This is a genomic window from Vibrio sp. B1ASS3 (genome assembly GCF_905175355.1).
Taxonomy (GTDB): Bacteria; Pseudomonadota; Gammaproteobacteria; order Enterobacterales; family Vibrionaceae; genus Vibrio; species Vibrio owensii.
In genome coordinates, this window is sequence record NZ_HG992742.1 from 891,566 (window position 1) to 914,648 (window position 23,083).

The following is a 23,083-nucleotide window of genomic DNA, read 5'->3' on the forward strand; positions in this document are numbered from 1 at the left end:
TTACGCCTCGTTTGCTGTTTGAGTATTGGATTGAGTGAAGAACGCATTGTCGAAATCATGGTTTGCCATGGCCTGTGCACTGCAATCGCCCGCTTGAAGTGGCATCAGTGTTAGGCCATAGCGGAACTCGTCCATGTACACGCGGTATGAATCAAGCACTTCGCTGCCCCATGAGTTTGAGCCCAGTCCCATCACTTGATGGTCAAGGTTGAGCGTGATGTAGCCGCTCTTTTCTAGCTCAATGGTGTGTTGTGCTTCGTGCAGGTTTTGGTTGGTGTAGAACCAAGCGCTGAAGTTGATTTCTTGCTGTGGTTTCACCAACAACCCCGTGCCGTGGCGATTCGTCAGTGATGCCCAACGAACGTGTTGGCGGTTGCCGTTGTTTTGTGGGTACGGGTAGTTCTCAAACATGTCGGCTACCGTGCTGTGGTAAACATCAATCAAGTTCGCTTGGCGGCTGTCTTGGTAGTTTTCTTCAGGGCCACGACCGTAGTAACTCACTTGGTCAAAGTTGCCATTGATGCCCAAATCCAAGCCAATTACAGGGATAACGTGCGGGTAATCGCCATAGCGCTCGCCGCTTAATTCCACATTCAAATGACCTTGTGCGTTGATTTGGTAGCGGTAGGTACAGCGCATGCCAAAGTCGAATACCGGTGGCGCAATGATGCTGGTGGTCGTAATCGAAACCGATTCATCCGTTGCTTCGACTTGCAGCGTGCGGAAGTGCTCTTGCATGATTTGTAAGTGCGCTGGGTGCCACAAACCTTCGTATTCTTGTTTGTGGTTATCAATCATTGGCTTGAAGAAGTTCAGTCTAGGTTCTGACTGAATCAGCTCTTCACCATTGAAGCGCCAAGAGGTCAGCTTGCCGTTGACTTTAGAGAAGGTCAGCGCGAAGTTGTGACCTTCAATCACGTGCTCTAAGCGGCTTTCTGTGGTGACTAACGCTTGTGCATTGTGGCTAACAAATTCGGCTTCGCTTGTTGTGTTCTCTTTCAGTTGGAATTGGTACACCGCGATATCGTGGTTTGCTTCGCTGTACAAAGTGCGGCTGTCTTTACGCACGGTGAAGTTAATAAAGGCTTCGCGTTCGTCCAGCTCTGGCAGGTTAATTGTGATTTCACGAGCGCTGTTTTCTGCAAGTTCTTCGACCTTAAACTGCACGCTGCGCAACGTTTCACCTTCCGCTCGGATATCCGCTGTGATGGTGTAATCATCAAGGTTGGTAAACCACAATTTGTTCTCTACGGTGAAGGTGTTTGTCGTACCTTCTACTGCTTGAATTTTCACTGGAGCGATGACTTGTTTGTACTCTTTCAAGCCCGGTCCAGGTGTTTGATCTGGGTAAATCAAACCATCCATACAGAAGTTGTAGTTATTCGGGTAATCGCCGTAATCACCGCCGTATTTGTAAAACTCTTGGCCGTTTTCATCACGTGCTAATACGCCGTGATCACACCATTCCCATACGTAGTGACCTTGAATGTGGTCGTGCGCATAGAACACGTTTTGGTATTCTGTTAGACCGCCAGGGCCATTACCCATCGCGTGTGCGTATTCACAAATGATGCGTGGTTTCTCGTGTGGGTGCTCACCAAAGTGATTCATGAGCTGCGCACGTGAGTACATGGTAGAAATCACGTCGACGACTTCTGCATCGCGGTCTTCTTCGTAATGCACCAAACGGGTGTCATCAATCGCTTTGGTTGCATCGTACATCGCGCGGATGTTGCAGCCGTAGCCGGACTCATTACCCAGTGACCACATGATGATAGACGGGTGGTTCTTTTGGGCGTGAACGTGGCGTTCTGCGCGGTCTACAAACACACTTTCCCATGCGGCATCGTTGGTGATGCGGCTTAGATCGCCAACGTTCGCGAAGCCGTGGGTTTCCACGTCGGTTTCTGCCATTACGAACAAGCCGTAAATGTCACACAGTTCGTAGAAGCGCGGGTCATTAGGGTAGTGCGCGGTGCGAACTGAGTTGATGTTGTGTTGCTTCATCAAAATCAGATCTTTCTCGATGCGCTTCATGCCAACTGCACGACCTTTTAGGTGGTCGTTATCGTGGCGGTTCACACCGTGCAGCATCACGTATTGGTTGTTGATGTAGAAAAGACCATCACGCACTTTGATGTCGCGGAAGCCAACGCGCTGTGGGATCACCTCAATCACATTGCCTTGTGCATCTTTCAGTGTGATGAACAGTTGGTATAGGTATGGATTTTCCGCGGTCCAGTGGGTTGGGTTCACTACATCGATGGCAAAGTTTGTTTGGCTGTTTTCTTGGATAGTCAGTGCATCACATTGGCCACTAGCAATCACTTTACCTTTGTCTTGTAGTGCGTATTCCAGTGTGTAACCAGATACAGCCGTAGTAGACAGGTTTTCTAGCTCAACTTGGCAGCTTAAAGTGGCACTTTGGTAATCGTCGGCGAAATCAGTACGAACAGTCAGGTCTTGGACGTGAACGTGCTCTTTTCCGACAAGGTAAACATCACGGAAGATACCCGCCGTCCACCACATATCTTGGTCTTCAATGTAAGTCGAATCTGCCCATTGCATGACGCGTACAGACAATAAGTTCTCACCTTGTTGAACGTAAGATGAAATGTCGAACTCAGCAGTTAAGCGGCTGCCTTTGCTAAAGCCAACGTAATGACCGTTTACGTAAACTTCGAAGTAAGTTTCAACGCCATCAAATTTGATGATGGTTTGTTTGTTGTCCCATTGCTGGCCAAGCGTGAAAGTGCGTTGGTATGCGCCAGTTGGGTTGTCGGTTGGGACAAACGGTACGTCGATAGGGAATGGGAAACCTTCGTCAGTGTATTGAAGGTCACCGTGGCCTTCCATTTGCCACATGTTTGGAACGGTAATTCGTCCCCAGTCTTCCATTTTTTGAGAGTAAAACGCTTCAGGTACCAAAAGCGGGTTAGTGAAGTAGTTGAATGTCCATTGACCACTCAGCAGTTTAAAGCGGCTGCTCAGCTCGCGTTGGAACGTTTGTGCGTTTTTAACTGAATCGTATGAGAAGAAGTAAGCACGTGGTGCCATACGGTTCTCATGTAGGTGAAGGAAGTTTTCCCAGTTGTTCACGTTTGTTCTCCCCTCGGCTTAGTTTGGTCATTTCGGCGCGGTATCGTCAGCGTCGAATCTGCCCAAAAGAAATGCAGCCGATGTATTGTGAAAAGGCTTATGAGTTATCTGGGAAAGATATTAGTAAAAGTTTTACTAAATAAATTGATGAAAACGTTTAACTTTAACTCGATCACGTTTTAATACGTGATTGGTAAGCAAGATGTGATCAGCGTAAAGGAATAGCATCCCAAGCTTATTTGCTGGGTAAAATGAGTAAAAAATGACGGGGATTTAGATAAGGGAAATAAAAAAGCACTGAGGATTCAGTGCTTTATAAAATAAGAATGAAGTGAGATAACTACTTAGTCGTACCGCGCAGTTTGAGTTTGCTTGGTACGTGAACTTGCAATGGCAGCGCACGACCATCGCGGTATTTTTCTACCAATAAGTTTACCCCTTGTATGCCCATCATCTCTGAGTGAATTCGCACAGTAGAGAGCGGTGGGAAGGTAAAGCGAGCGGTTGGAATGTCATTCACACTGATCAGAGCAATGTCTTGTGGAATGTTCAAACCGAACTCATGGATGGCACGTAAAACTCCAATCGCAATCGAGTCTGATGCGATAAAGAGTGCTGTCGGAAAGTTGCCTTTTGCCAACATCGCTTTGGCTAAGTCGTAACCCGATAGGCTAGAAAAATCGCCGCGGTAAATGTCGTTCTCTGATACGACACCTTTTAGGTTGCCGTATTCCACAAACGCATTCTCACGAATGTCCGCCGTGTTGGGTTCGTCTTGTCCGCCAATGAAACCAATGCGCTGATAACCTTGTTCGACAAAGAAGTCGACGACTTGCTTACTGATGCGAGCAAGATCGATATCAACACTGTCGTACACGCTGTCGCTGTCTGAGAAGTCGATATAACAAATGCTGTCTGCGAGGCGTTTAGGTAGTTTATTGATGATCGCTTTATCGGTCTTACCAACCAAAAGGATACCGGTGATCTTTTGCGTTTCGACATCAATGACGCTGTCGTAGCAGTTGGTTAATGTAATGCCCAACCTGTCGCACTGGGTTTCAATCCCGTGACGAATCGACAGGTAGTAGGGGTCATTCACCTCAGCTTCTTGCTTGTAGTTGTACAAGGCTAAAAAGTGGTGTTTTTGTTTCGCCTCTTTAGTGGCTTTTTTCGAACTGCTGGTGCGGTATTCCAGCTTTTCAGCAATCTCTAAGATGCGGTGTTTGGTTTCTTCTTTTACGCTCAGAGTCGGATCGTCATTCAACACGCGTGAGACGGTTGCTAGTGAGACGCCCGCTTCTGTAGCGATATCTTTTAGTGTTGCCATGTTCACTTCCCGTTGGCAAAGCTCACTGTCCCAGTGAGATAAGCAATAATCCCACCATTGTAAACAGCTACTTATGGATGCACAAATTTTTAGTAAAACTGTGCGAGGAATGAAATGAAGCGATCACCGCGATAAGAGGGTTTTTTAGGCAAACAAAAGCCCGAACGGCTAGGACAATCCGTTCGGGCTTTGTTATTTATCATGACCACTTAACACGAATGCTAAGGCGATAAAGTTAAACCTAAGACTTTTTACCTTTGGTTTTATCTGGTTCTACAAGCAAGTGGTCAAACACATGGCGAATGAATGGTGCCCCGACTTTTGAACCACCGTTACCGTGCTCAATCACAACGGTCGCTACGTATTTTGGATGGTCGTACGGTGCGAACGCAGTGAACAACGCATGGTCAAGCAGGTGGTTTGCGAGCTTTTTCGAGTTGTAGACTTCGTCTTTACGCAAGCCAAATACCTGCGCCGTCCCCGATTTACCACCGCTGCTGTACTCTGCGCCCTTAAATGCACGGCGGCCAGAACCATGTGCGCCATTGTTTACCAAGCGCATCGCGTTGATTGGAATGTCCCAGTATTTATCAGGCACACCTTCAATTGGCGGCAGATCTTTCGGTGCAACGTCGACTTGGTTTTCAAACTCTTCACCATGTTCAATTACAGCTTTAAGTAGGTGAGGTGCTTTCATTTCACCATGGTTAATAAGGAACGAAGTCGCTTTGGCGATTTGCATTGGCGTCGCTGTCCAATAACCTTGGCCAATACCGATTGGCACAGTATCGCCCTGATACCAAGGCGTACGGTGGCGTGCGACTTTCCACTCACGGGTCGGCATGTTCGCACTGCTCTCTTCATAAATATCGATGCCGGTTGGCAAGCCAAAGCCGAACTTGTTCATCCATTTCGAGATGCGGTCGATGCCAAGGTCAAAGGCGGTTTGGTAAAAGAAGGAATCCACGGATTCTTCAATCGCTTTGGTGACATCAACATTACCATGCCCCCAACGTTTCCAATCTCGCCATGCTTTTGAATTTGGTTTCGAGCCAGGAATACGCCAAGAACCGTGATCGTTACGCACCGTCGTTGGCGTGATCACATGTTCCTCAAGCCCTGCAACAGCCATAAATGGTTTCACGGTGGATGCCGGAGGGTAAACACCAAGCGTAGTGCGGTTTACCAAGGGGTGAGCAGGATCGTTCAATAGTGATCGGTACGCTTTGCTGGAAATGCCGTTCACAAATGGGTTGGGGTCATAACTTGGGCTAGATGCCATTGCGAGTACGCTGTTGTCTCGTGGGTCGAGCACCACAGCACTACCTTGACGATGGTCGAGCTCTTTGTAGACGTATTCTTGTAACTCGATATCAAGGTTTAGCACGATGTCTTTACCCGGAATCGGCGGTACGTATTTGATGGTGCGAATGACACGGCCGCGGCTGTTTACTTCGACTTCTTCGTAGCCCTTGGTGCCATGGAGAAGGTCTTCGTAGTAGCGCTCAACGCCCAACTTGCCGATGTTTTGTGTTGCTTGATAGTTCTGCGCTTTGCCTTCTTCATCAAGGCGACGCAAATCTCGGTCGTTGATGTGCGAAACGTAGCCTAGTACATGCGTCAGCTTTTCACCGTAAGGATAAAAACGCTTGAGGTCGGCAGTCACAAACACGCCATTAAACTCATGCTGATGAACAGAAAAGCGTGCGACTTGTTCGTCATTCAGCTCATTCATGATGGTGACAGAACGAAAACGGCGAGTGTGCTTATAACGTTTTTTAAAAGCGTCGACTTGTTCAGGAGAGATGTCGACGTAATGACGCAACTTTTCAATTAGTGCATCTGGATCGCCTGCTTGCTCTGGGATCATGTCAAGGTTGTAAACCGGGCGGTTCTCCGCCAGCAATACGCCATTTCGGTCGTAGATCAAGCCACGTGTTGGCGCGATAGGCAGGATTTTGATTCGGTTGTCGTTAGAGCGAGTCTGATAATCTTTAAAGTGGTTAACCTGCAAGTTGTACAGGTTCGCGACCAATCCACCCAGCAAAATAACCATGCCGAGGAAGGCAACGATGGCACGATTCTTAAACAACCGCACTTCTTGGTTGTGGTCTCGAAATTCATTTCGCTTGCGTAGCATGAGGGCCCTTCAGATCTGTTTTTTATTCTTTGCATGCCCCGATAAAAGGAAAAGACGCGATTCGAGTCTTGTTACAAAAGGTTACATTTGGGGCGGGGCTACTGTAGCGGGCTTTATCTCTCGTTTTGTAAGAGCAATGTCAGGTATCGATTGCGGAAAATCATCTTTCTGGTTTGCGTGAATCACCGTGTTTTTCTTACATTGTGTAAACGTTTATACATGTAAGTGTCATAAATCTTTCTCATTTTTCTAGTTCAACACAACTTTCTTTATTTTTATTGATTTTGAATCGTGATGTAATTTTGTGGAAACGTTTACACTATTTTGAGTTTGATCACGGATCTGGATCGGTTTTGATTGGTAGACTTTTAGCCAGTTAAGAGATGAGCGAATTTGCTTGGTAAGCAGGCTCAACCAATTTCCAAGCATCGAGCAGCAAAAGTGGAGAAGCAAAAGTGAAAGTTCTTGTCACAGGCGGTATGGGGTACATCGGCAGTCACACATGTGTCCAGATGATTGAAGCAGGTATGGAGCCAATCATTGTCGACAATTTGTGTAATGCCAAAGTGGAAGTGTTAAGCCGCATTAAAGCGCTAACCGGTAAGCAGCCGGCTTTCTACCAAGGCGACATTCGTGATGAAGCCTTTTTGGACTCAGTATTTGCCAAGCATGACATTCAAGCTGTGATTCACTTTGCTGGCCTGAAAGCGGTGGGCGAATCTGTCGCGAAACCATTGGAATACTACGACAACAATGTGAATGGCTCATTGGTGTTGGCGCGCAGCATGCGTAAGGCGGGCGTGAAAAGCATTGTATTTAGCTCATCGGCAACGGTTTACGGCGATCCTGACATTGTGCCGATTACGGAAGACTCTCCAACGGGGGCGACCACTAACCCATACGGTCGCAGCAAGTACATGGTGGAAGAGTGCTTGAGCGATTTGTTCAATGCAGAAAACGATTGGAGCGTGACTTTGCTGCGCTACTTCAACCCAGTTGGTGCGCATCCATCGGGCACTATGGGTGAAGACCCTCAGGGCATCCCAAACAACTTGATGCCGTTTATCGCGCAAGTGGCAGTAGGCCGCCGCGAAAAACTGTCGGTATTTGGCAATGACTACCCGACGCCGGATGGCACTGGCGTGCGTGATTACATCCACGTGATGGACTTGGCTGATGGCCATATCGCAGCGCTGAAATCGGTAGGTGAAAAAGCCGGCTTACACATTTACAACCTAGGCACGGGCAAAGGCTCTAGCGTGCTTGAGATGGTAGAAGCGTTCGCAGCGGCTTGCGGTAACCCAGTGCCTTACGAACTTTGTCCTCGTCGTCCTGGAGACATTGCAGAATGCTGGGCAAGTACAGATAAAGCGGAGCGAGACCTTGGCTGGAAAGCGACCCGCAGTGTTGCGGAAATGACAGCTGATACGTGGAAATGGCAGTCAAATAACCCGCAAGGCTATTCCCCTGCGTAATTGAAGCTGCAGCGTTGTTGCCTGCACTTTCCAATTCCAATCACATAGAAAACCTATGCTCATGGATATTGGAAAGCTTGCCGCCTAGCTGCAACTCCAATTTCATTGGGGAATGCAGATGAAAGAAATTTTAAAAGTTGAGTAAGTAAGATGTCGAATGTTGAATTTAACCCAGTGGATCACCCACACCGTCGTTACAACCCACTAACGGGTCAGTGGATTTTGGTGTCACCGCATCGTGCAAAACGCCCTTGGAGTGGCGCTGATGAGAAACCTGCAATTGATGAGCTACCAAGCTACGATGAGAAGTGTTTCCTTTGTCCAACGAATGAACGCATTTCTGGTGATGTAAACCCAGATTACCAAGGCACGTACGTGTTCAAAAATGACTTCGCAGCGCTGATGGCGGATTCACCTGACGTTCCAAAATCGGATAACCCTCTTTTCCAATCGAAAGGCGCAAGAGGCTTGAGTCGAGTGATCTGTTTCTCGCCTGACCACAGCAAAACCTTGCCTGAACTGCCTGTCGACAAAATCCGTGGCGTGATTGACACGTGGAATGATCAAATCGAAGAGCTAGGTAAAGACTACGTTTGGGTTCAAGCATTCGAGAATAAGGGCGAGACCATGGGCTGTTCTCAGCCTCACCCACATGGCCAAATTTGGGCTAACAGCTTTTTACCGAATGAAATTGAGCGAAAAGATCACTACCAAAGAGCGTACTACCAAGAGCATGGCAGCAACCTGCTGGTGGATTACGTGCAAGCTGAACTAGAAGATGGCTCGCGAATTGTGGTGGAAACTGAACATTGGGTTGCGGTCGTCCCTTACTGGGCAGCTTGGCCATTCGAAACTATGCTACTTCCTAAAACGCACATTCGTCGAATGAGTGAGCTAACTGATGAACAACGTGACGATCTTGCAGTTGCAATCAAAAAACTAACCAGCCGTTACGACAACCTATTCCAATGCTCTTTCCCATACTGCATGGGGTGGCACTATGCGCCTTTCTTTGCTGAGGAAGAAAGCATTGAGCATTGGCAACTTCACGCCGTGTTTTACCCACCGCTGTTACGCAGTGCAACGGTTCGTAAGTTCATGGTGGGTTACGAGATGCTGGCTGAGACACAACGAGATCTTACTGCAGAGCAAGCAGCGCAGCGTCTGCGTGACCTAAGCGATGTGCATTACAAAGAGCAATAACTAACGATAAATACGAAATATGTTATTCCGTACAGCGAGGTACGAGCGTGATACGGAATCTACCATCAGAGTGCGCTGAACGTAGATTCCGGATGCTCGCTAGGGCTCGTCCGGAATGACTAATGTTAGACAATTAAATATGTCGTTTCTGATTGCGAGATATGAAAGCAGTCGAGAATTTACACAAAAATTATATGCTGAGATTTTACTATGTCTGATCTAATCCAAAACGTGAAAACTTCTTTTGAACAAGTGCTGGGTTACGCGCCAAGCCACATTATTCAAGCGCCTGGTCGTGTAAACCTGATTGGTGAGCACACCGATTACAACGACGGTTTCGTACTGCCATGTGCGATCAACTATCAAACGGTTGTGGCGGCAGCGAAGCGTGAAGACAACCTAGTGCGCGTGGTTTCTGTGGATTACGGCAACGCAGTTGATGAGTTCGATATCACGCAAGAAATCACATTCCAACAAGACAAAATGTGGGCGAACTACATTCGCGGTGTGGTGAAGTGCCTTCTTGCTCGTGGCTACCAATTCTCTGGTGCGGATATTTCTGTTAGCGGTAACGTGCCTCAAGGTGCGGGTTTAAGCTCGTCGGCAGCGTTGGAAGTGGTGATTGGCCAAACGTTCAAAGTGCTGTTCAATCTAGAAATCAGCCAAGCGGAAATTGCGCTGAACGGTCAGCAAGCAGAGAACGAATTTGTTGGCTGTAACTGCGGCATCATGGACCAAATGATTTCGGCAGAAGGTCGTGAAAACCACGCCATGCTGTTGGACTGTCGTAGCCTAGAAACCGAAGCGGTATCGATGCCTGAAGACATGGCGGTGGTGATCATCAACTCGAACAAAAAACGTGGCTTGGTAGACAGCGAATACAACACGCGCCGTGAGCAGTGTGAAGAAGCGGCGCGCATCTTCGGTGTGAAAGCACTGCGTGATGTGACCATTAAACAGTTCAACGAGAAAGTCTCTGATCTAGACGAAATGGTCGCAAAGCGTGCTCGTCACGTAATCACAGAAAACGACCGCACGGTAGAAGCGGCGCAAGCACTTCGCGCGCACGACATGAAGCGTATGGGTGAACTGATGGCCGAGTCTCATGCTTCAATGCGTGATGATTTCGAAATCACAGTCAAAGAAATTGATACGTTAGTTGAGATGGTGAAAGAAGTGATTGGCGAGCAAGGCGGCGTGCGCATGACAGGCGGTGGTTTTGGTGGTTGTATCGTTGCAATTGTACCGCCAGCATTAGTTGACGAAGTGAAAGCAACCGTTGAAGCGAAATACCAAGCGGCAACGGGTCTAAAAGAATCCATCTACGTGTGCCAAGCGAAAAACGGCGCTGGTTTAGTCGAAGTACTTTAAGTGCAAAGTTGCTTTAAGTTCAAAGTGCTTAAAGACGCAGTAGGAGCGAGAGATGACTGAGCCATTAGCTATCACGATGACACAGCAGGTCGCCTTTGATGGCGCGCCTGCCAACGTGGTCGAACTGAAAAATAACACAGGCATGAGCGTTACCTTTATGGATATTGGCGCGACATGGCTGAGTTGTCGTTTACCTTTGGCGAATGGGGAGTTGCGTGAAGTGCTTCTCGGAGTGGGGACGATGGGGAGTTTCATGCAGCAACAGGGTTACATGGGTGTCACTGTTGGTCGCTACGCAAACCGCATCGCCAATGGTCTTTTTGAAGTGAATGGCGAAGTATTTCAAGTGTCTACTAACCAAGCGGGTAATTCTCTGCATGGTGGTGAAGAAGGTTTTGATAAACGTCGTTGGAAGATTGAGTCTCAGTCCGAACAGCAAGTGACGTTTTCTTTGTTGTCTGAAGATGGCGACCAAGGTTTTCCGGGCAATCTAGAAGTGCAAGTGACGTATACGCTGACTGATGATAACCAAGTGAGCATTGCGTACTTCGCTAAGACCGACAAAGCGACACCAGTAAATTTGACCAACCATGCCTACTTTAATTTATTGGGTTCAGAGGCGGATTTGGATTGCCGTTCTCACCGTTTAACCATCTCAGCAGAGCAATATCTACCAACCAATGAGGCCGGTATTCCTTTGGGGACATTGCAAGATGTGAAAGGAACGGGCTTTGATTTTAGAAATGAAAAGTCAGTATCGGAGCATTTCTTACAAGATGAGCAGCAGATTGCCGCCAAAGGGTATGACCATAGCTACCTATTTGATGCTCATCGTGATGTTGCAAAACCGGTTGCGCTGGTGGTTTCTCCAGATGGAAAAGTGCATATGTCTGTCGTGACCAATAAGCCTGCGATGCAATTGTATACGGGTAACTGGTTAGCGGGTGCACCAAACCGTCGCGGTGGGGAATACCAAGACTACGCGGGCTTGGCGTTAGAAACCCAGTTTTTACCAGATTCACCAAACCATGCTGAGTGGGCGCAACCAAGCTGTATTCTTGAGCCTGAACAAGAGTACCGCTTCTGCACCACTTATCAGTTTGCTTTCTAGGTAGACTAAGCATTTTCGACCTTTTGGGTTACAGCAGGCTTTTTGCTCACAGCAGGTCAAAAGCTCATCGAAAGTTGGCAAAATAACGCTCTCTACAAACACCCAAAAAGAAAAAGCTCTGTCACTTCGGTGGCAGAGCTTTTTACTTTGTAACCTATCTTGGTAATTATTAGCGCTATATCTTAAAGACGATCCACCGAGTTACGGCGCACTAAAGTTGGGCTAAAGATGATGGTGTCATCTTCTACTTGTTCATCACGCGATAACGCTAACGCCAAACGCGCGGCACGCTCTGCCATCATTTCGATTGGGTAACGAATCGTGGTCAAACTTGGATTGACGAAGCGAGCAATTAAGCCATCGTCGAAGCCAACCATGGACACTTTTTCTGGTACGTCGATACCATTTTGGTCTAACGCCGCCAGCGCACCTGCTGCCATGTAGTCGTTGTACGCCACGACGCCAGTGATTGCGAGTGATTTGGTCAGCAGATTGGTCATGGCTGTTTCGCCACCGTCACTGTTTGGCTCACCATATTCGACATAGCTTTTTGATAGCTCGATATCGTGATCTTTCAGTGCTGCTTGGTAACCTTGTAAACGCTCGTCGGTATCTTCGATGTCATGGGATGAGGCGATACACGCGATCTTAGTGTGCCCATGACGAATCAAATATTCCGTCGCTAAGTACGCGCCCTTGCGGTTATCAAGAGAGATACAACGCTCTGCCAACTCTGGGATATGGCGGTTGATCAACACCATGCCTTTGACTTCTTTGGCGTAACCAATCAGTTCTTCGTCTGATAAACCTTTAGAGTGAATCACAATGGCTTCACAACGGCTGTTGATCAGAAGTTCTAGCGCTTGGCGTTCGTCTTCTGGGTTGTGGTAGCCATTACCAATCAGAATGTGTTTGCCGTTTTCACGCGCCACGTTATCTACCGATTTCACCAGTGTGCCGAAGAACGGGTCTGAGACATCACCCACAAGCACGCCCATGGTGTTAGTACTTTGGCTGACGAGTGCGCGCGCTGCTGCGTTTGGACGGTAGCCCAGTTTGCTCATTGCTTGCGTCACAGCGTCGATAGAAGATTGGCTCGCTTTCGGTGATTTATTGATCACGCGAGAGACGGTCGCGACCGATACACCGGCTTCTTTCGCGACATCCTTGATTGTTGCCATGAGGGACCTTTCGAGGGCTAAAAAACGTTAATTGGAGTATTAAACACCCATTGTGTAATAAGTGCAATTTTAACCGATGTTTGCTTTCAAAAATGCGACCTTTACCACTTGAAATTATTAAGCTTATTGGTAGTGTAAACGTTATCTTTTTAGTAAAATTTTACTTGAGGTTTTAATCAATGGAAACGATCGCTTACTCAGACTTCGCAAAACTAGAAATTCGCACCGGAAAAATCATCGAAGTGGCTCGTCACGAAAACGCAGATAAGCTTTACATCGTGCAGATCGACATCGGTGAGAAAACACTGCAAACCGTCACCAGCTTGGTGCCTTACTACACAGAAGAAGAGTTGATGGGGAAACAAGTGGTGGTGCTGTGTAATCTCGCGAAAGCTAAGATGCGTGGTGAAACCTCTGAGTGCATGTTGCTGTGTGCTGAAACCGATGATGAATCAGAAAGTGTTCTGCTAACGCCTGAACGCGCGATGCCTGCTGGTGTGAGAATCGTTTAGTATCTAATCATATATTGTTTATATAACAGTTATTTATGTTTTAGATCTCATTTTATAAATGAATCAATAGAATCATATTCACCTTTATTTATAATCTCCGCGCTTTAAAAGCTGTCTAACAGCATGAAAAATTAGGAAATTATAATGAAAAAGTATTGCCATTATTGGCTTTAGGTGCAGTGGTTGCTTCGGCGTCGGTTCAGGCGGAAGGTAATTGGTACATTGGTGCGGATATTTTAAATTCAGACCTTAAAGTTGAAGGCGACTCGTCAAGCTCTTCAGCAACGGGTCTTGGTATTGCGGTAGGTAAAGAGCTGCAATACTCAGAAAACTTCAAACTGGCACTAGAGGGCGAATACGTCTACTACGGTAGCTTTGAAGAAAAAGCATCAGGTTCAGGTAACTGGGCAAAAGTGACTGTTGATGGTTACGGCTTCAACCTAAATGCAAAACCGAAATACCAATTCTCTGGTACTGGTTTTTATGTTGGTGCAGTTGCAGGTCTTGGTGTGATGGGTGTGGATTTTGAGTCTAAATCAAACCTTGCAAACCTTAATGTGAAAACTGACGGTAGTGATGTTGGTTTCAACTACGGTGCAGAAGTGGGTTACGAGTTCGCTTCAGGTCTAATTATCTCTGGTGGTTACCGTGTTTCTACAGTAACGATCGATGTTGAAGGCGGTGGCGATATCGACTTTGATTTCGACAGCCTATACGCTGGTGTTGATTACAAGTTCTAATCTCACACAAACAGAACATGAATAGCAAAAGGGAGCCACTAGGCTCCCTTTTTAATTAGATTATCAATCAACTCATAATGATGATCTTGTACGCCTGCTAAGTTGCCGTATTTGGGCTGGTGGCGGTCGTTTTCTTTGGCATGATGCCAACCAACAGTATGGCGAACGAAGTGCTCAGCAAAGGCATGGGAGACTTCCAAGCATCCAGCGAGGACCGTATCAACATAGCTTTGCATGATGGGACTGAGCGAGCAGGGTGGTAACGGATCGTTTTTCACATAAACCCAAATGCTGTGCTCAGAGTTAAAAGTGGCCTCTGTTTCAATCTGATCAGGACGGATTTGAATGCGATGGTAGCCACGTTCGCGTCGGTCAAACTCCGCTAGCGCTTGATCGTCGACTTCAAGCAGTACGCCATTGACTTGCCCTTCGCCTTCATTCACAACCAAGGGTGACAAGATATAGCTGTCGTCAACTTTGCCCCAATAGCGCACCAGACCATGAGCGATGACTGGGATGGCTTCTCCCGTTTGACCCGTTAACTTGCGCGAGGCGGCATTGATTAAACTGCCGTAGCCAAATATATACATCTCGATTGCTTCCCTTACTTCGACGAAATCACTGTTATCCGTTATACCTAAACACTACCAACCAAGCAACGCATGAAGCACAGGTTTTACCTCGAAAGGATAGTTTGATTTTATAACATGTATTTTTTATGCATGTTTGTGTTAATATCGAACGCGTAGAATTTTTGAACGGTATCAAATGGGTACTTAAGGGCATCACAATGCTGAATATCACCGATAAAAAAGTGGAAGAGAAAATCCCTGCATGGCTGCGATTAGGGTTTAGACCGTTTTTCCTGTTTGGCTCTATTTATGCTGTTGTCGCAATTGCGGTATGGGTATGGATGTTCCAAACCGGACAGCCAAGTACATTGAGTGTTCCAGCGTTGTGGTGGCACGTTCATGAAATGTTATTTGGTTTTTCGATGGCAATAGTAGTGGGCTTTGTGCTGACTGCAGTGCAAAACTGGACAGGCATTAACGGCACGAAACACTACACCTTGTTAGCGATATTTACACTGTGGCTTGCACCGAGAATTCTGCTTTGGACACCAGCACCACTTTGGTTAACCAGCAGCATTGAAGCGCTGTTTTTGCTGTTTGTGGCGTACGAAGTGGGCATTCGTGTTTACCGCGCGAAAGGCTGGCGTAATCTATTCTTTGTGCCGTTATTCTTGCTCGCCATCTTTGCTAACTTTGCCAGTTACGCAACGGTGAAAGGCATGCCGCCATTTACCTCGTCTGCGGTATGGCAAGCGATGCTTTGGTGGTTCACTCTGCTGCTTTCTGTCATGGGCGGACGAGTGATTCCATTTTTCACAGCCCGTCGCTTTAACTTCGAAAAGGCTCAGCCGCTACTGTGGTTAGATTGGCTAGCAAACCTACCTTTGGTTATGTTGTTTGTGTTGAGCTTCTTCCCTGTGACATTTGCAGAACTTGGTCAGCCACTTATGTTGTTTGCCGGAGTGGCGCAGTTGGTTCGATTCCTGCGTTGGAAGCCTTGGCTGACGCTTAGCGAGCCGTTGGTGTGGTCGTTACATGCGGCTTATTTGTGTCTGCCTTTGAGTCTGATTTTACGTGGCAGTTGGAATAATGCGTTTGCGAGCCACAACTTAATTCACCTGTTTGCTATCGGCGCATTGGGTGGATTAATCCTAGCGATGATTGCTCGAGTGACCATGGGGCACACAGGTCGCATGATTTACAAAGGCCCGAACATGAGCATCGCTTTTGCTGCCGTGATAGGTGCGGCGTTAGCAAGAAGCTTAGGCGTGATTTTTGACCCTTCACACATGCTACTTTGGATTGATGTCAGTGCCGCCTTGTGGATTCTGGCTTTCGGTATGTTCGTATGGCGATTCGGAATGATGCTGATGAAACCAAGAGTGGATGGCCATCCCGGATAATCACAGTTCAGAATTGATAAAAAAAGGGCTCACCAACGGTGTGAGCCCTTTTTATTTGAGCTTGCTTCCGCAAATGACCCACAATTAGTAAGGTAATTGTTAAGAATGTGAAAAACGTTGAATTCTAGAGTGGGATTTGAGCGTGCTAGAAGGTGCGGACTCCGCTACTCTGTAGGTGTTATTGCTCGTATGCACATGAGTGATTAACTAGCCAATTGACGTTTTAGACCCATACGTGTCTTTTCGTGTAATTACATGGCCGCTTAGTTCTATACCTCCGTGGAACTAAGCGGCGTTTTTCGTTTTGTGGCTAGGTAAAATTAGATATTCCCTTGGCTGAAGTCTTTCTGGAAATAAAGAACTTTCTGTAGATAGCGTCTCGCTTCCCCTTTTGGGTGTTGAGTGGTTAATGCATCATAAACTTGAGTTGGGTTGAGGCTGTTAAGTTCATTCATTGCACGCTTACGGTCGCTATCAAACGTCGAAAGCACACCACCAGTGCCGCCGTTGTAGGCGGAAATCATACTAAAGTGCTTCGAGGTTGGATGTTTCACGTCTCGTAGATAGCGGTTTTTCAATATATAGAAATACGCTGCACCAGTATCAATGTTATTGGCAGGATCGAATAAGTATTCTTTGGTAGGAATACCTGGTTTGTTTTTTACTAAATTAAACACATCCGCCCCCGCTGTTTTTGGGATCACTTGCATCAAGCCGTAAGCGCCAGCATGAGAAACCGCATAAGGGTTAAAACTACTTTCGGTTTTGATCACGGCGAAAATCAGATCTTCTGATAAACCATATCGTTTTGCAGCGTCACGTATCAAGCCAGCGTACTGGTATTCGCGTTGTTCTAGATGATCTTTCACCATGTTGATTTCGACATAGTAAGCACTGCCGTGTTTGATGGCTTTCTTTTGCAGTTTGTTGTCGAGTAGGTAGTCTGCGTAACGATTGGCGCGCCATTCCCATTCAATCGGTTTTCCATCGTGATCGAGAACTTGCCCCAATAAAAAAGGCTTACCACGTAATACCGCTTCCTTGTCACTAAACAACTCCGCATGTGCTGGATCGGCAGGCATGAGTAGTGTCTGTACAATCGCTTTTTGTAGCTTTTCCGTTGGCTGGTATTGGGAAATTGTCGAAACGTAGATTTTTCCCGCTTCGAAGTCGATATGAGCGCGGGTGTTATAACCATCAAGGTATTTCACGTAGCGGTGTTTTCCCGCTTCGACGAACTCATCTTCACCCCAGCGATCTTTGGCTTTTTGCGCAATGTAAGCCAGTAACTGTTGGATATTCTCTTGGTTAGATGCACTTGGCGGCTTTACATAGGGAGGTACGTAGTCATCACATGCGCAAGGTGGTGTTTCTTCAGGAGCAACAGAGCAACCACTGAGGAGAAGTAAGCTCAGGAATAGCGATTTCTTCATCGGATACCGATTTAATTAGAGGTGAGGGCAATTGCCGACTGAAGAAAATAATAAGTAAGAGTGTTAATTGTCTGAAATTAAAACTTTTTGTGCTTTCGATAGAAGGTGTTGATATTAGAATTTAGCTCCAAAAAAAAGCCTGCGGGGTGCAGGCTTTGTATTAGGAGAGTCCAATTTAACTTACTTGTGAGAGGCTAACGACCTTTTGTTGCAGCTTCTCTTTTAGATATTCTGCCAGTGCGATTTTCTCCTCTTCGTTCATGTATAAGCCAAGTTTTGTACGACGCCATAAGATGTCTTCATCGGTTAGCGCCATTTCGTGATTCATCAAGTAATCAATTTCACGTTGATATACGCCATTTGCTTGCTCTGAGAAGCAGTGACCAAGATCTTCTACGCTGTTAGTGCCTTCCATCAGATCCCAAGTTTGTGTACCAAACTGAGTCACGTAGCGCAGCAACATTGCTTCTGATGCCCACGAGTATTTCGCATGAATCATCTTCGCAAGTTGCTCACGGCTGCAACTGAAGTTACCACCAGGAAGGGTTTGGTTTGCCGTCCAGTCTTTACCCATTTCAGGTAGGTAAGGTGCAAGTTTCTTCATTGCCGCTTCGCCAAGCTTACGGTATGTCGTGAGCTTGCCGCCGAACACTGAAAGTAAAGGTGCGTGGTCGTATTCAGCATCCAACTCTAGTGTGTAGTCACGTGTGATCGCTTGCGGTGAGTCAGACTCATCATCACACAGTGGGCGTACACCACTGTAAGTCCATACCACATCTTCGCGGCTTAGCTGGTGGACAAAGTGTTGGTTAACAATATCGATCAAGTAATCGACTTCATCTTCGGAGATCGCGACTTCACGCGGATCGCCTTTGTATTCCACATCTGTGGTACCAATGATCGAGAACTTATCTAAGTAAGGGATCATAAAAACGATGCGGTTATCTTTGTTTTGTAGGATGTAGGCTTGCGGCTCGTTGTGGATACGAGGAACAACGATGTGCGAGCCTTTGATCAAACGAATGTTGCGAGGGGAGGTTTGCTCTAATCCTTCATCAAAGAACTGTTTCACCCATGGACCAGCAGCGTTAACCAGAGCTTTCGCTTTACGTTCGAAACGTTGGTCTGTGGTGACGTCATGAATAGTGACATGCCAAATGCCGCCTTCACGGTGTGCTTTTTCTACGCGGCAGTAGTTGCGAACTTCTGCGTTATTCTCTTTTGCAGCCAGAACGTTAAGTAAGACTAAGCGCGCATCGTCTACCCAACAATCTGAGTATTCGAAACCGGTTTTCATTTCAGGTTTCAAAAGACCTGATTTTGCTAGGTTGACAGTTTTGCTGCCTGGCAGTGTGGTTCGTTTACCCAAGTTATCGTAAAGGAACAAACCACAGCGGATCATCCAAGCTGGGCGTAAAAATGGGCGATGAGGTAAACGGAAGCGCATTGGTAGAGCCACATGTGGTGCTTTACGTAAGATCACTTCACGTTCAGCGAGCGCTTCCGAAACTAAACGAAACTCATAGTGTTCAAGGTAACGTAATCCGCCGTGGATCAGTTTTGAACTTGCAGAAGAGGTTGCCGATGCGAAGTCATTAGCTTCGTACAAACCGACGCTTAAACCACGACCAGCAGCATCTGCAGCAATACCAGCCCCGTTAATGCCGCCACCGATCACGATCAGGTCTAAAGTAGGGGATGCGTTAGTCGTGGAAGCATTTTGTTGGATACTCATAAATTTGACCTCTTGGTGAGCGAACGAGCATTTTAGAACATGAGTTTATCCTAGCTTAGGTTTCGTTTGTGGTCATTATTTATTTTCGTTTATGAGCGTTTTGTGTGATTTGGGCACAAAAAAACCTCTGCCTAATTAAGACAGAGGTCATTTATTCGTATAGAAAGAGAGGTAATTTGCTATTCGTTCTCAGATCTTTCTATTTGTGTATCAACCACTTCAAGGGGAACCGAGGCATCTTTTAGAATCGCAAGAATCTCTTCTGGTGGTTGTTTGTTGGTGAATACCATGTTCAATTGCGCGATATTGCCCAGTTTCACCATAGCATTGCGACCAAATTTCGAATGGTCAACCGCAAGGAACACACTGCGGCTGTTATCAATAATTGCCTGTTTAACGCGAACTTCATGATAATCAAAGTCCAGTAGTGAGCCATCAAAATCGATACCACTGATGCCTAAAATGCCGAAATCGAGGCGGAATTGTTTGACGAAATCGAGCGTCGCTTCACCGACAATACCGCCGTCACGGTTGCGAACTTCACCGCCCGCCAAAATAACTTTGATTTCTGGGTTTGGTAAAAGAATGGTGGCAACATTAATGTTATTGGTCACCACGCGAAGTTGTTTGTGGTTTTTATTGAGCGCTCGAGCGACGGCTTCTGGCGTGGTACCGATATCAATAAACAAGGTTGCGCCATCTGGAATGTGCTTTACTAGTTCTTCCGCAATGACATCTTTTTCATTGAAGTTAAGCGCTTTACGCGTGTTATATGACGTGTTCTCTGAACTGAGAGGAATGGTAGCACCACCGTGGTAGCGTCGAATCTTGTTTTCATCAGCAAGGTCGTTTAAGTCGCGACGGATAGTTTGAGGACTGACATTAAATTTTTCTACCAGCTCATCCGTGCTGACGTAGCCTTGTTTTTTCACCAACTCAACAATCTGTTGGTGTCTTGGTATTTGCTTCACTTAGCACTCCCTTGTGCACTGGTAATCGCCAATGCTTCAAATTCGAATATAGAAACTCGCTCTATTGTGCTCGAATTAGCGCATTGTGAGAAGTCGTGGGAATAGGGAATCCGCGATCGAACGCAAAAAAAGAGCGCCAAGTCGGCGCTCTTTACGATTAATCAGGGGGAAACTAATCGTTTATCAGAAATTAATCGTCTTCGTCGTGAAGCTCAGACCAAGTTTGAGCACACTTGACTGCGCGCTTCCAACCTTTGTAACGACGGTTACGTTTTTCTTCATCATCGTGTGGTTCGAATGTGCGATCGAGCACTGCTTTGTCTTGCAGCTCATCAATGCTATTCCAGAACCCAACCGCTAGACCAGCTAGGTATGCTGCACCCAAAGCGGTTACTTCAGTTACTTGAGGGCGGTGAACTTCGGTATTAAGAACATCAGACTGGAACTGCATTAAGAAGTTGTTCGCCACTGCGCCGCCATCTACACGAAGGTTCGCGAGCTTGATGCCCGAGTCTGCTTGCATTGCATCCAGCACATCACGAGTTTGGTAAGCGATACCTTCCAAAGTTGCACGGATAATGTGGTTAGAGTTTACACCACGAGTTAGACCGACAATCGTACCGCGAGCGTAAGCATCCCAATATGGTGCGCCCAGACCAGTAAACGCAGGAACCACGTAAACACCATTTGAAGTATCAACTTTGGTCGCAAAGTATTCTGAATCTTCGGCACCAGCCAGAATCTTCATTTCATCACGTAGCCATTGAATTGAAGCGCCACCCATGAATACCGCACCCTCAAGGGCGTAAGCTGGCTCACCTTTTGGACCGCATGCTAGCGTGGTCAACAGACCATTTTTCGATGTTACCTTCTCTTGACCCGTATTCATCAACAAGAAACAACCTGTGCCGTAGGTGTTCTTCGCTTGACCAGCTTCAACACACATCTGACCGTAAAGAGCGGCTTGTTGGTCACCTGCAATGCCTGCAATTGGGATACGAGTACCACCTTTACCACCAATGTTGGTTTGACCGTAGATTTCTGATGAGCGTTTTACTTCAGGCATCATGGATGCAGGGATGCCCATCTCATCCAGCATTTTTTGATCCCAGCATAGGTCATTAATGTTGAACAGCATGGTACGAGAAGCATTGGTGTAGTCGGTTACGTGGACGCGACCTTGTGTCATCTTCCAAACCAACCAGGTATCAACAGTACCGAATAGCAGCTTGCCTGCTTCAGCATCTTCACGTGCGCCTTCAACGTTATCTAGAATCCACTTCACTTTTGTACCCGAGAAGTAAGGGTCTAGAACCAGACCTGTATTGTCGCGAACGTAATCTTCTAGTCCGCGCGCTTTTAATTCTTCACAAATATCGGCAGTGCGGCGGCATTGCCATACGATCGCGTTGTAAACCGGTTTGCCTGTTTCTTTGTTCCATACAATCGTCGTTTCACGTTGGTTGGTAATACCGATACCTGCAAGTTGGTCGCTACGGATGCCGGTTTTCGCAAGTGCTTCAACCAAGGTAGAGCTTTGAGTTGCCCAGATTTCCATTGGGTCATGTTCAACCCAACCAGCCTCTGGATAAATCTGAGTAAATTCTCGCTGAGCGACGCTTACGATATTCGCGTCATGATCCAGAATGACAGCACGAGAGCTTGTCGTGCCTTGGTCTAGGGCAACAATGTATTTTTGCTCAGTCATGGTAAGAATCCTTTTGTTTCGTTATTTATATTTTAGTAAATGTTCGAATTGGTAGGGGTTAAGCTTGCGCTTGTTCTGCTTCTTCTTCGGTTTCGCACTGGTTAGGGATAGTACAGCCGTGACCTTGCTTTGGCAGATATGCAGCAATCGCTTTCGGGTACAACCAACCACCGAAGCAAGCACCTGCGATAGGAGCAAGAATTGGAACAATAAAGTATGGAATTTCACGCGCGCCAGTCAGGGCATAATCCCAACCTGCGAAGTAGGCAAACAGCTTAGGACCAAAGTCACGTGCAGGGTTCATCGCAAAGCCTGTTAGTGGACCTAGAGAACCGCCGATTACCGCAATTAGGATACCGATCAGTAGAGGGTTCATCGCGCCGCGAGGTGCGCCATTGTTCTCATCACCAAGAGCAAGAATGGCAAACATCAGCACTGCAGTAATCACGAATTCCACAGCAAAAGCGCCAAAGAAAGAGAGAGAAGCATGTGGGTAAGTCGAGAAAATGCCCGCTGTGGCTAATGCGTCTTGGCTGCTACGAACGAAGTTGTGTGCGATTTCGTAATCCGTAAAGAGGTTGCTGTACAAGCTGTAGACCAAAGCAGCAGAGCAAAATGCACCTAGCATTTGCGCAATGATATAAGGCACAACTTTCGCTTTATCAAATCCATGGAACATCGCCAGTGCGATAGTTACGGCAGGGTTGATGTGTGCACCGGATACGCCCGCAGTACAGTAAATAGCGATGGCGACGCCAAAGCCCCATACAATACTGATTTCCCATTGACCAAATTGAGCCCCGGTCAAAACGAGTGCAGCAACACAGCCTACGCCAAAAAAGATAAGTAATCCTGTACCGATAAACTCGGCCAAACATTCTCCGAGCAGTGAGGGGTGTTTGTTCGTTGTCATGTTAAGAGTCCTTTAATATTTATGCTTATCTAGCACGGTTCTATTGTGCATATATAAACGTTTGCGAAAACAAACGAGCGCTAAAAATGAGCGTTTGAGCATAAATTTGTTAATCAAACTCTTCGTTTTTGTTAATTGACGCATCTTTTGCTCAAAAAGGAAACTCGATAAAACGAATTATGGTCTTCA

Annotated in this window: 17 protein-coding genes; 7 read left to right on the forward strand and 10 right to left on the reverse strand. The window is 46.7% G+C overall.

Features of this window, described 5'->3' with window-relative positions; genetic code table 11:
- The 3 genes from ebgA to mrdA form a co-directional block, all read right to left on the reverse strand.
- Nucleotides 1-3,099: a beta-galactosidase subunit alpha gene (gene ebgA, locus KJB05_RS04150; protein WP_208444512.1), complete on the reverse strand. Its 3,099-nt coding sequence runs from the start codon at nt 3,097-3,099 to the stop codon at nt 1-3.
- 340 nt (nt 3,100-3,439) lie between these two features.
- A complete protein-coding gene (gene ebgR, locus KJB05_RS04155) occupies nt 3,440-4,426 on the reverse strand; it encodes a transcriptional regulator EbgR (RefSeq protein ID WP_122019982.1) in 987 nt (328 codons plus the stop codon).
- Between the two features lie 241 nt (nt 4,427-4,667).
- Entirely contained in the window at nt 4,668-6,566 is a 1,899-nt protein-coding gene (gene mrdA / locus KJB05_RS04160; protein WP_051118162.1) for a penicillin-binding protein 2, read from the reverse strand.
- A gap of 455 nt (nt 6,567-7,021) precedes the next feature.
- Here mrdA and galE point away from each other — a divergent pair, with 455 nt between their 5' ends.
- From galE to galM, 4 genes are all read left to right on the forward strand, one after another.
- The gene (gene galE, locus KJB05_RS04165) at nt 7,022-8,041 is read left to right on the forward strand and encodes a UDP-glucose 4-epimerase GalE (protein ID WP_208444513.1); all 1,020 of its coding nucleotides are present in this window, start codon (nt 7,022-7,024) and stop codon (nt 8,039-8,041) included.
- A gap of 150 nt (nt 8,042-8,191) precedes the next feature.
- On the forward strand, nt 8,192-9,244 hold the full coding sequence (locus KJB05_RS04170) for a UDP-glucose--hexose-1-phosphate uridylyltransferase (protein ID WP_208444514.1): 1,053 nt from the start codon (nt 8,192-8,194) through the stop codon (nt 9,242-9,244).
- A 210-nt stretch (nt 9,245-9,454) separates the two neighbouring features.
- A complete protein-coding gene (galK, locus tag KJB05_RS04175; RefSeq protein WP_208444515.1) occupies nt 9,455-10,615 on the forward strand; it encodes a galactokinase in 1,161 nt (386 codons plus the stop codon).
- A gap of 52 nt (nt 10,616-10,667) precedes the next feature.
- Nucleotides 10,668-11,726, forward strand: coding sequence for a galactose-1-epimerase (galM, locus tag KJB05_RS04180; RefSeq protein WP_208444516.1), 1,059 nt, complete (start codon nt 10,668-10,670; stop codon nt 11,724-11,726).
- Between the two features lie 182 nt (nt 11,727-11,908).
- On the opposite strand, the gene KJB05_RS04185 is transcribed toward galM, so the two are convergent.
- Nucleotides 11,909-12,907: a substrate-binding domain-containing protein gene (locus KJB05_RS04185; protein WP_005427398.1), complete on the reverse strand. Its 999-nt coding sequence runs from the start codon at nt 12,905-12,907 to the stop codon at nt 11,909-11,911.
- A 179-nt stretch (nt 12,908-13,086) separates the two neighbouring features.
- On the opposite strand from KJB05_RS04185, the gene KJB05_RS04190 reads away from it, so the two are divergent.
- Both KJB05_RS04190 and KJB05_RS04195 read left to right on the forward strand, forming a co-directional pair.
- A complete protein-coding gene (locus KJB05_RS04190) occupies nt 13,087-13,419 on the forward strand; it encodes a tRNA-binding protein (protein ID WP_005436572.1) in 333 nt (110 codons plus the stop codon).
- Nucleotides 13,420-13,574: 155 nt separating this feature from the next.
- Nucleotides 13,575-14,159 (forward strand): outer membrane beta-barrel protein, encoded by a 585-nt coding sequence (locus tag KJB05_RS04195; RefSeq protein ID WP_208444517.1) that lies wholly within the window; start codon nt 13,575-13,577, stop codon nt 14,157-14,159.
- 38 nt (nt 14,160-14,197) lie between these two features.
- Here the strand turns inward: KJB05_RS04195 and KJB05_RS04200 are convergent, their stop codons facing one another.
- Nucleotides 14,198-14,749, reverse strand: coding sequence for a gamma-glutamylcyclotransferase family protein (locus KJB05_RS04200; protein WP_009707476.1), 552 nt, complete (start codon nt 14,747-14,749; stop codon nt 14,198-14,200).
- A 200-nt stretch (nt 14,750-14,949) separates the two neighbouring features.
- On the opposite strand from KJB05_RS04200, the gene KJB05_RS04205 reads away from it, so the two are divergent.
- Complete coding sequence (locus tag KJB05_RS04205) at nt 14,950-16,134, forward strand: NnrS family protein (protein ID WP_208444518.1); 1,185 nt, start codon at nt 14,950-14,952, stop codon at nt 16,132-16,134.
- A gap of 320 nt (nt 16,135-16,454) precedes the next feature.
- Here the strand turns inward: KJB05_RS04205 and mltC are convergent, their stop codons facing one another.
- From mltC to KJB05_RS04230, 5 genes are all read right to left on the reverse strand, one after another.
- Entirely contained in the window at nt 16,455-17,567 is a 1,113-nt protein-coding gene (mltC, locus tag KJB05_RS04210) for a membrane-bound lytic murein transglycosylase MltC (RefSeq protein WP_017189193.1), read from the reverse strand.
- 175 nt (nt 17,568-17,742) lie between these two features.
- Complete coding sequence (gene glpD, locus KJB05_RS04215; protein WP_061065350.1) at nt 17,743-19,302, reverse strand: glycerol-3-phosphate dehydrogenase; 1,560 nt, start codon at nt 19,300-19,302, stop codon at nt 17,743-17,745.
- Between the two features lie 179 nt (nt 19,303-19,481).
- Entirely contained in the window at nt 19,482-20,273 is a 792-nt protein-coding gene (locus KJB05_RS04220) for a DeoR/GlpR family transcriptional regulator (RefSeq protein WP_005450892.1), read from the reverse strand.
- 190 nt (nt 20,274-20,463) lie between these two features.
- The gene (glpK, locus tag KJB05_RS04225; protein WP_005450894.1) at nt 20,464-21,981 is read right to left on the reverse strand and encodes a glycerol kinase GlpK; all 1,518 of its coding nucleotides are present in this window, start codon (nt 21,979-21,981) and stop codon (nt 20,464-20,466) included.
- A 58-nt stretch (nt 21,982-22,039) separates the two neighbouring features.
- Nucleotides 22,040-22,894 carry an MIP/aquaporin family protein gene (locus KJB05_RS04230; RefSeq protein WP_005450895.1) on the reverse strand — a complete coding sequence of 285 codons (855 nt, stop codon included), beginning with the start codon at nt 22,892-22,894 and terminating at the stop codon, nt 22,040-22,042.
- Nucleotides 22,895-23,083: the final 189 nt, after the last annotated feature.

What these genes read in the sequence shown, in the direction of transcription:
- ebgR (WP_122019982.1), bottom strand. Translation starts at nt 4,426, where the DNA reads ATGGCAACACTAAAAGATATCGCTACAGAAGCGGGCGTCTCACTAGCA.
- mrdA (WP_051118162.1), bottom strand. Translation starts at nt 6,566, where the DNA reads ATGCTACGCAAGCGAAATGAATTTCGAGACCACAACCAAGAAGTGCGG.
- KJB05_RS04170 (WP_208444514.1), top strand. Translation starts at nt 8,192, where the DNA reads ATGTCGAATGTTGAATTTAACCCAGTGGATCACCCACACCGTCGTTAC.
- galK (WP_208444515.1), top strand. Translation starts at nt 9,455, where the DNA reads ATGTCTGATCTAATCCAAAACGTGAAAACTTCTTTTGAACAAGTGCTG.
- galM (WP_208444516.1), top strand. Translation starts at nt 10,668, where the DNA reads ATGACTGAGCCATTAGCTATCACGATGACACAGCAGGTCGCCTTTGAT.
- KJB05_RS04185 (WP_005427398.1), bottom strand. Translation starts at nt 12,907, where the DNA reads ATGGCAACAATCAAGGATGTCGCGAAAGAAGCCGGTGTATCGGTCGCG.
- KJB05_RS04190 (WP_005436572.1), top strand. Translation starts at nt 13,087, where the DNA reads ATGGAAACGATCGCTTACTCAGACTTCGCAAAACTAGAAATTCGCACC.
- KJB05_RS04200 (WP_009707476.1), bottom strand. Translation starts at nt 14,749, where the DNA reads ATGTATATATTTGGCTACGGCAGTTTAATCAATGCCGCCTCGCGCAAG.
- KJB05_RS04205 (WP_208444518.1), top strand. Translation starts at nt 14,950, where the DNA reads ATGCTGAATATCACCGATAAAAAAGTGGAAGAGAAAATCCCTGCATGG.
- mltC (WP_017189193.1), bottom strand. Translation starts at nt 17,567, where the DNA reads ATGAAGAAATCGCTATTCCTGAGCTTACTTCTCCTCAGTGGTTGCTCT.
- glpD (WP_061065350.1), bottom strand. Translation starts at nt 19,302, where the DNA reads ATGAGTATCCAACAAAATGCTTCCACGACTAACGCATCCCCTACTTTA.
- glpK (WP_005450894.1), bottom strand. Translation starts at nt 21,981, where the DNA reads ATGACTGAGCAAAAATACATTGTTGCCCTAGACCAAGGCACGACAAGC.
- KJB05_RS04230 (WP_005450895.1), bottom strand. Translation starts at nt 22,894, where the DNA reads ATGACAACGAACAAACACCCCTCACTGCTCGGAGAATGTTTGGCCGAG.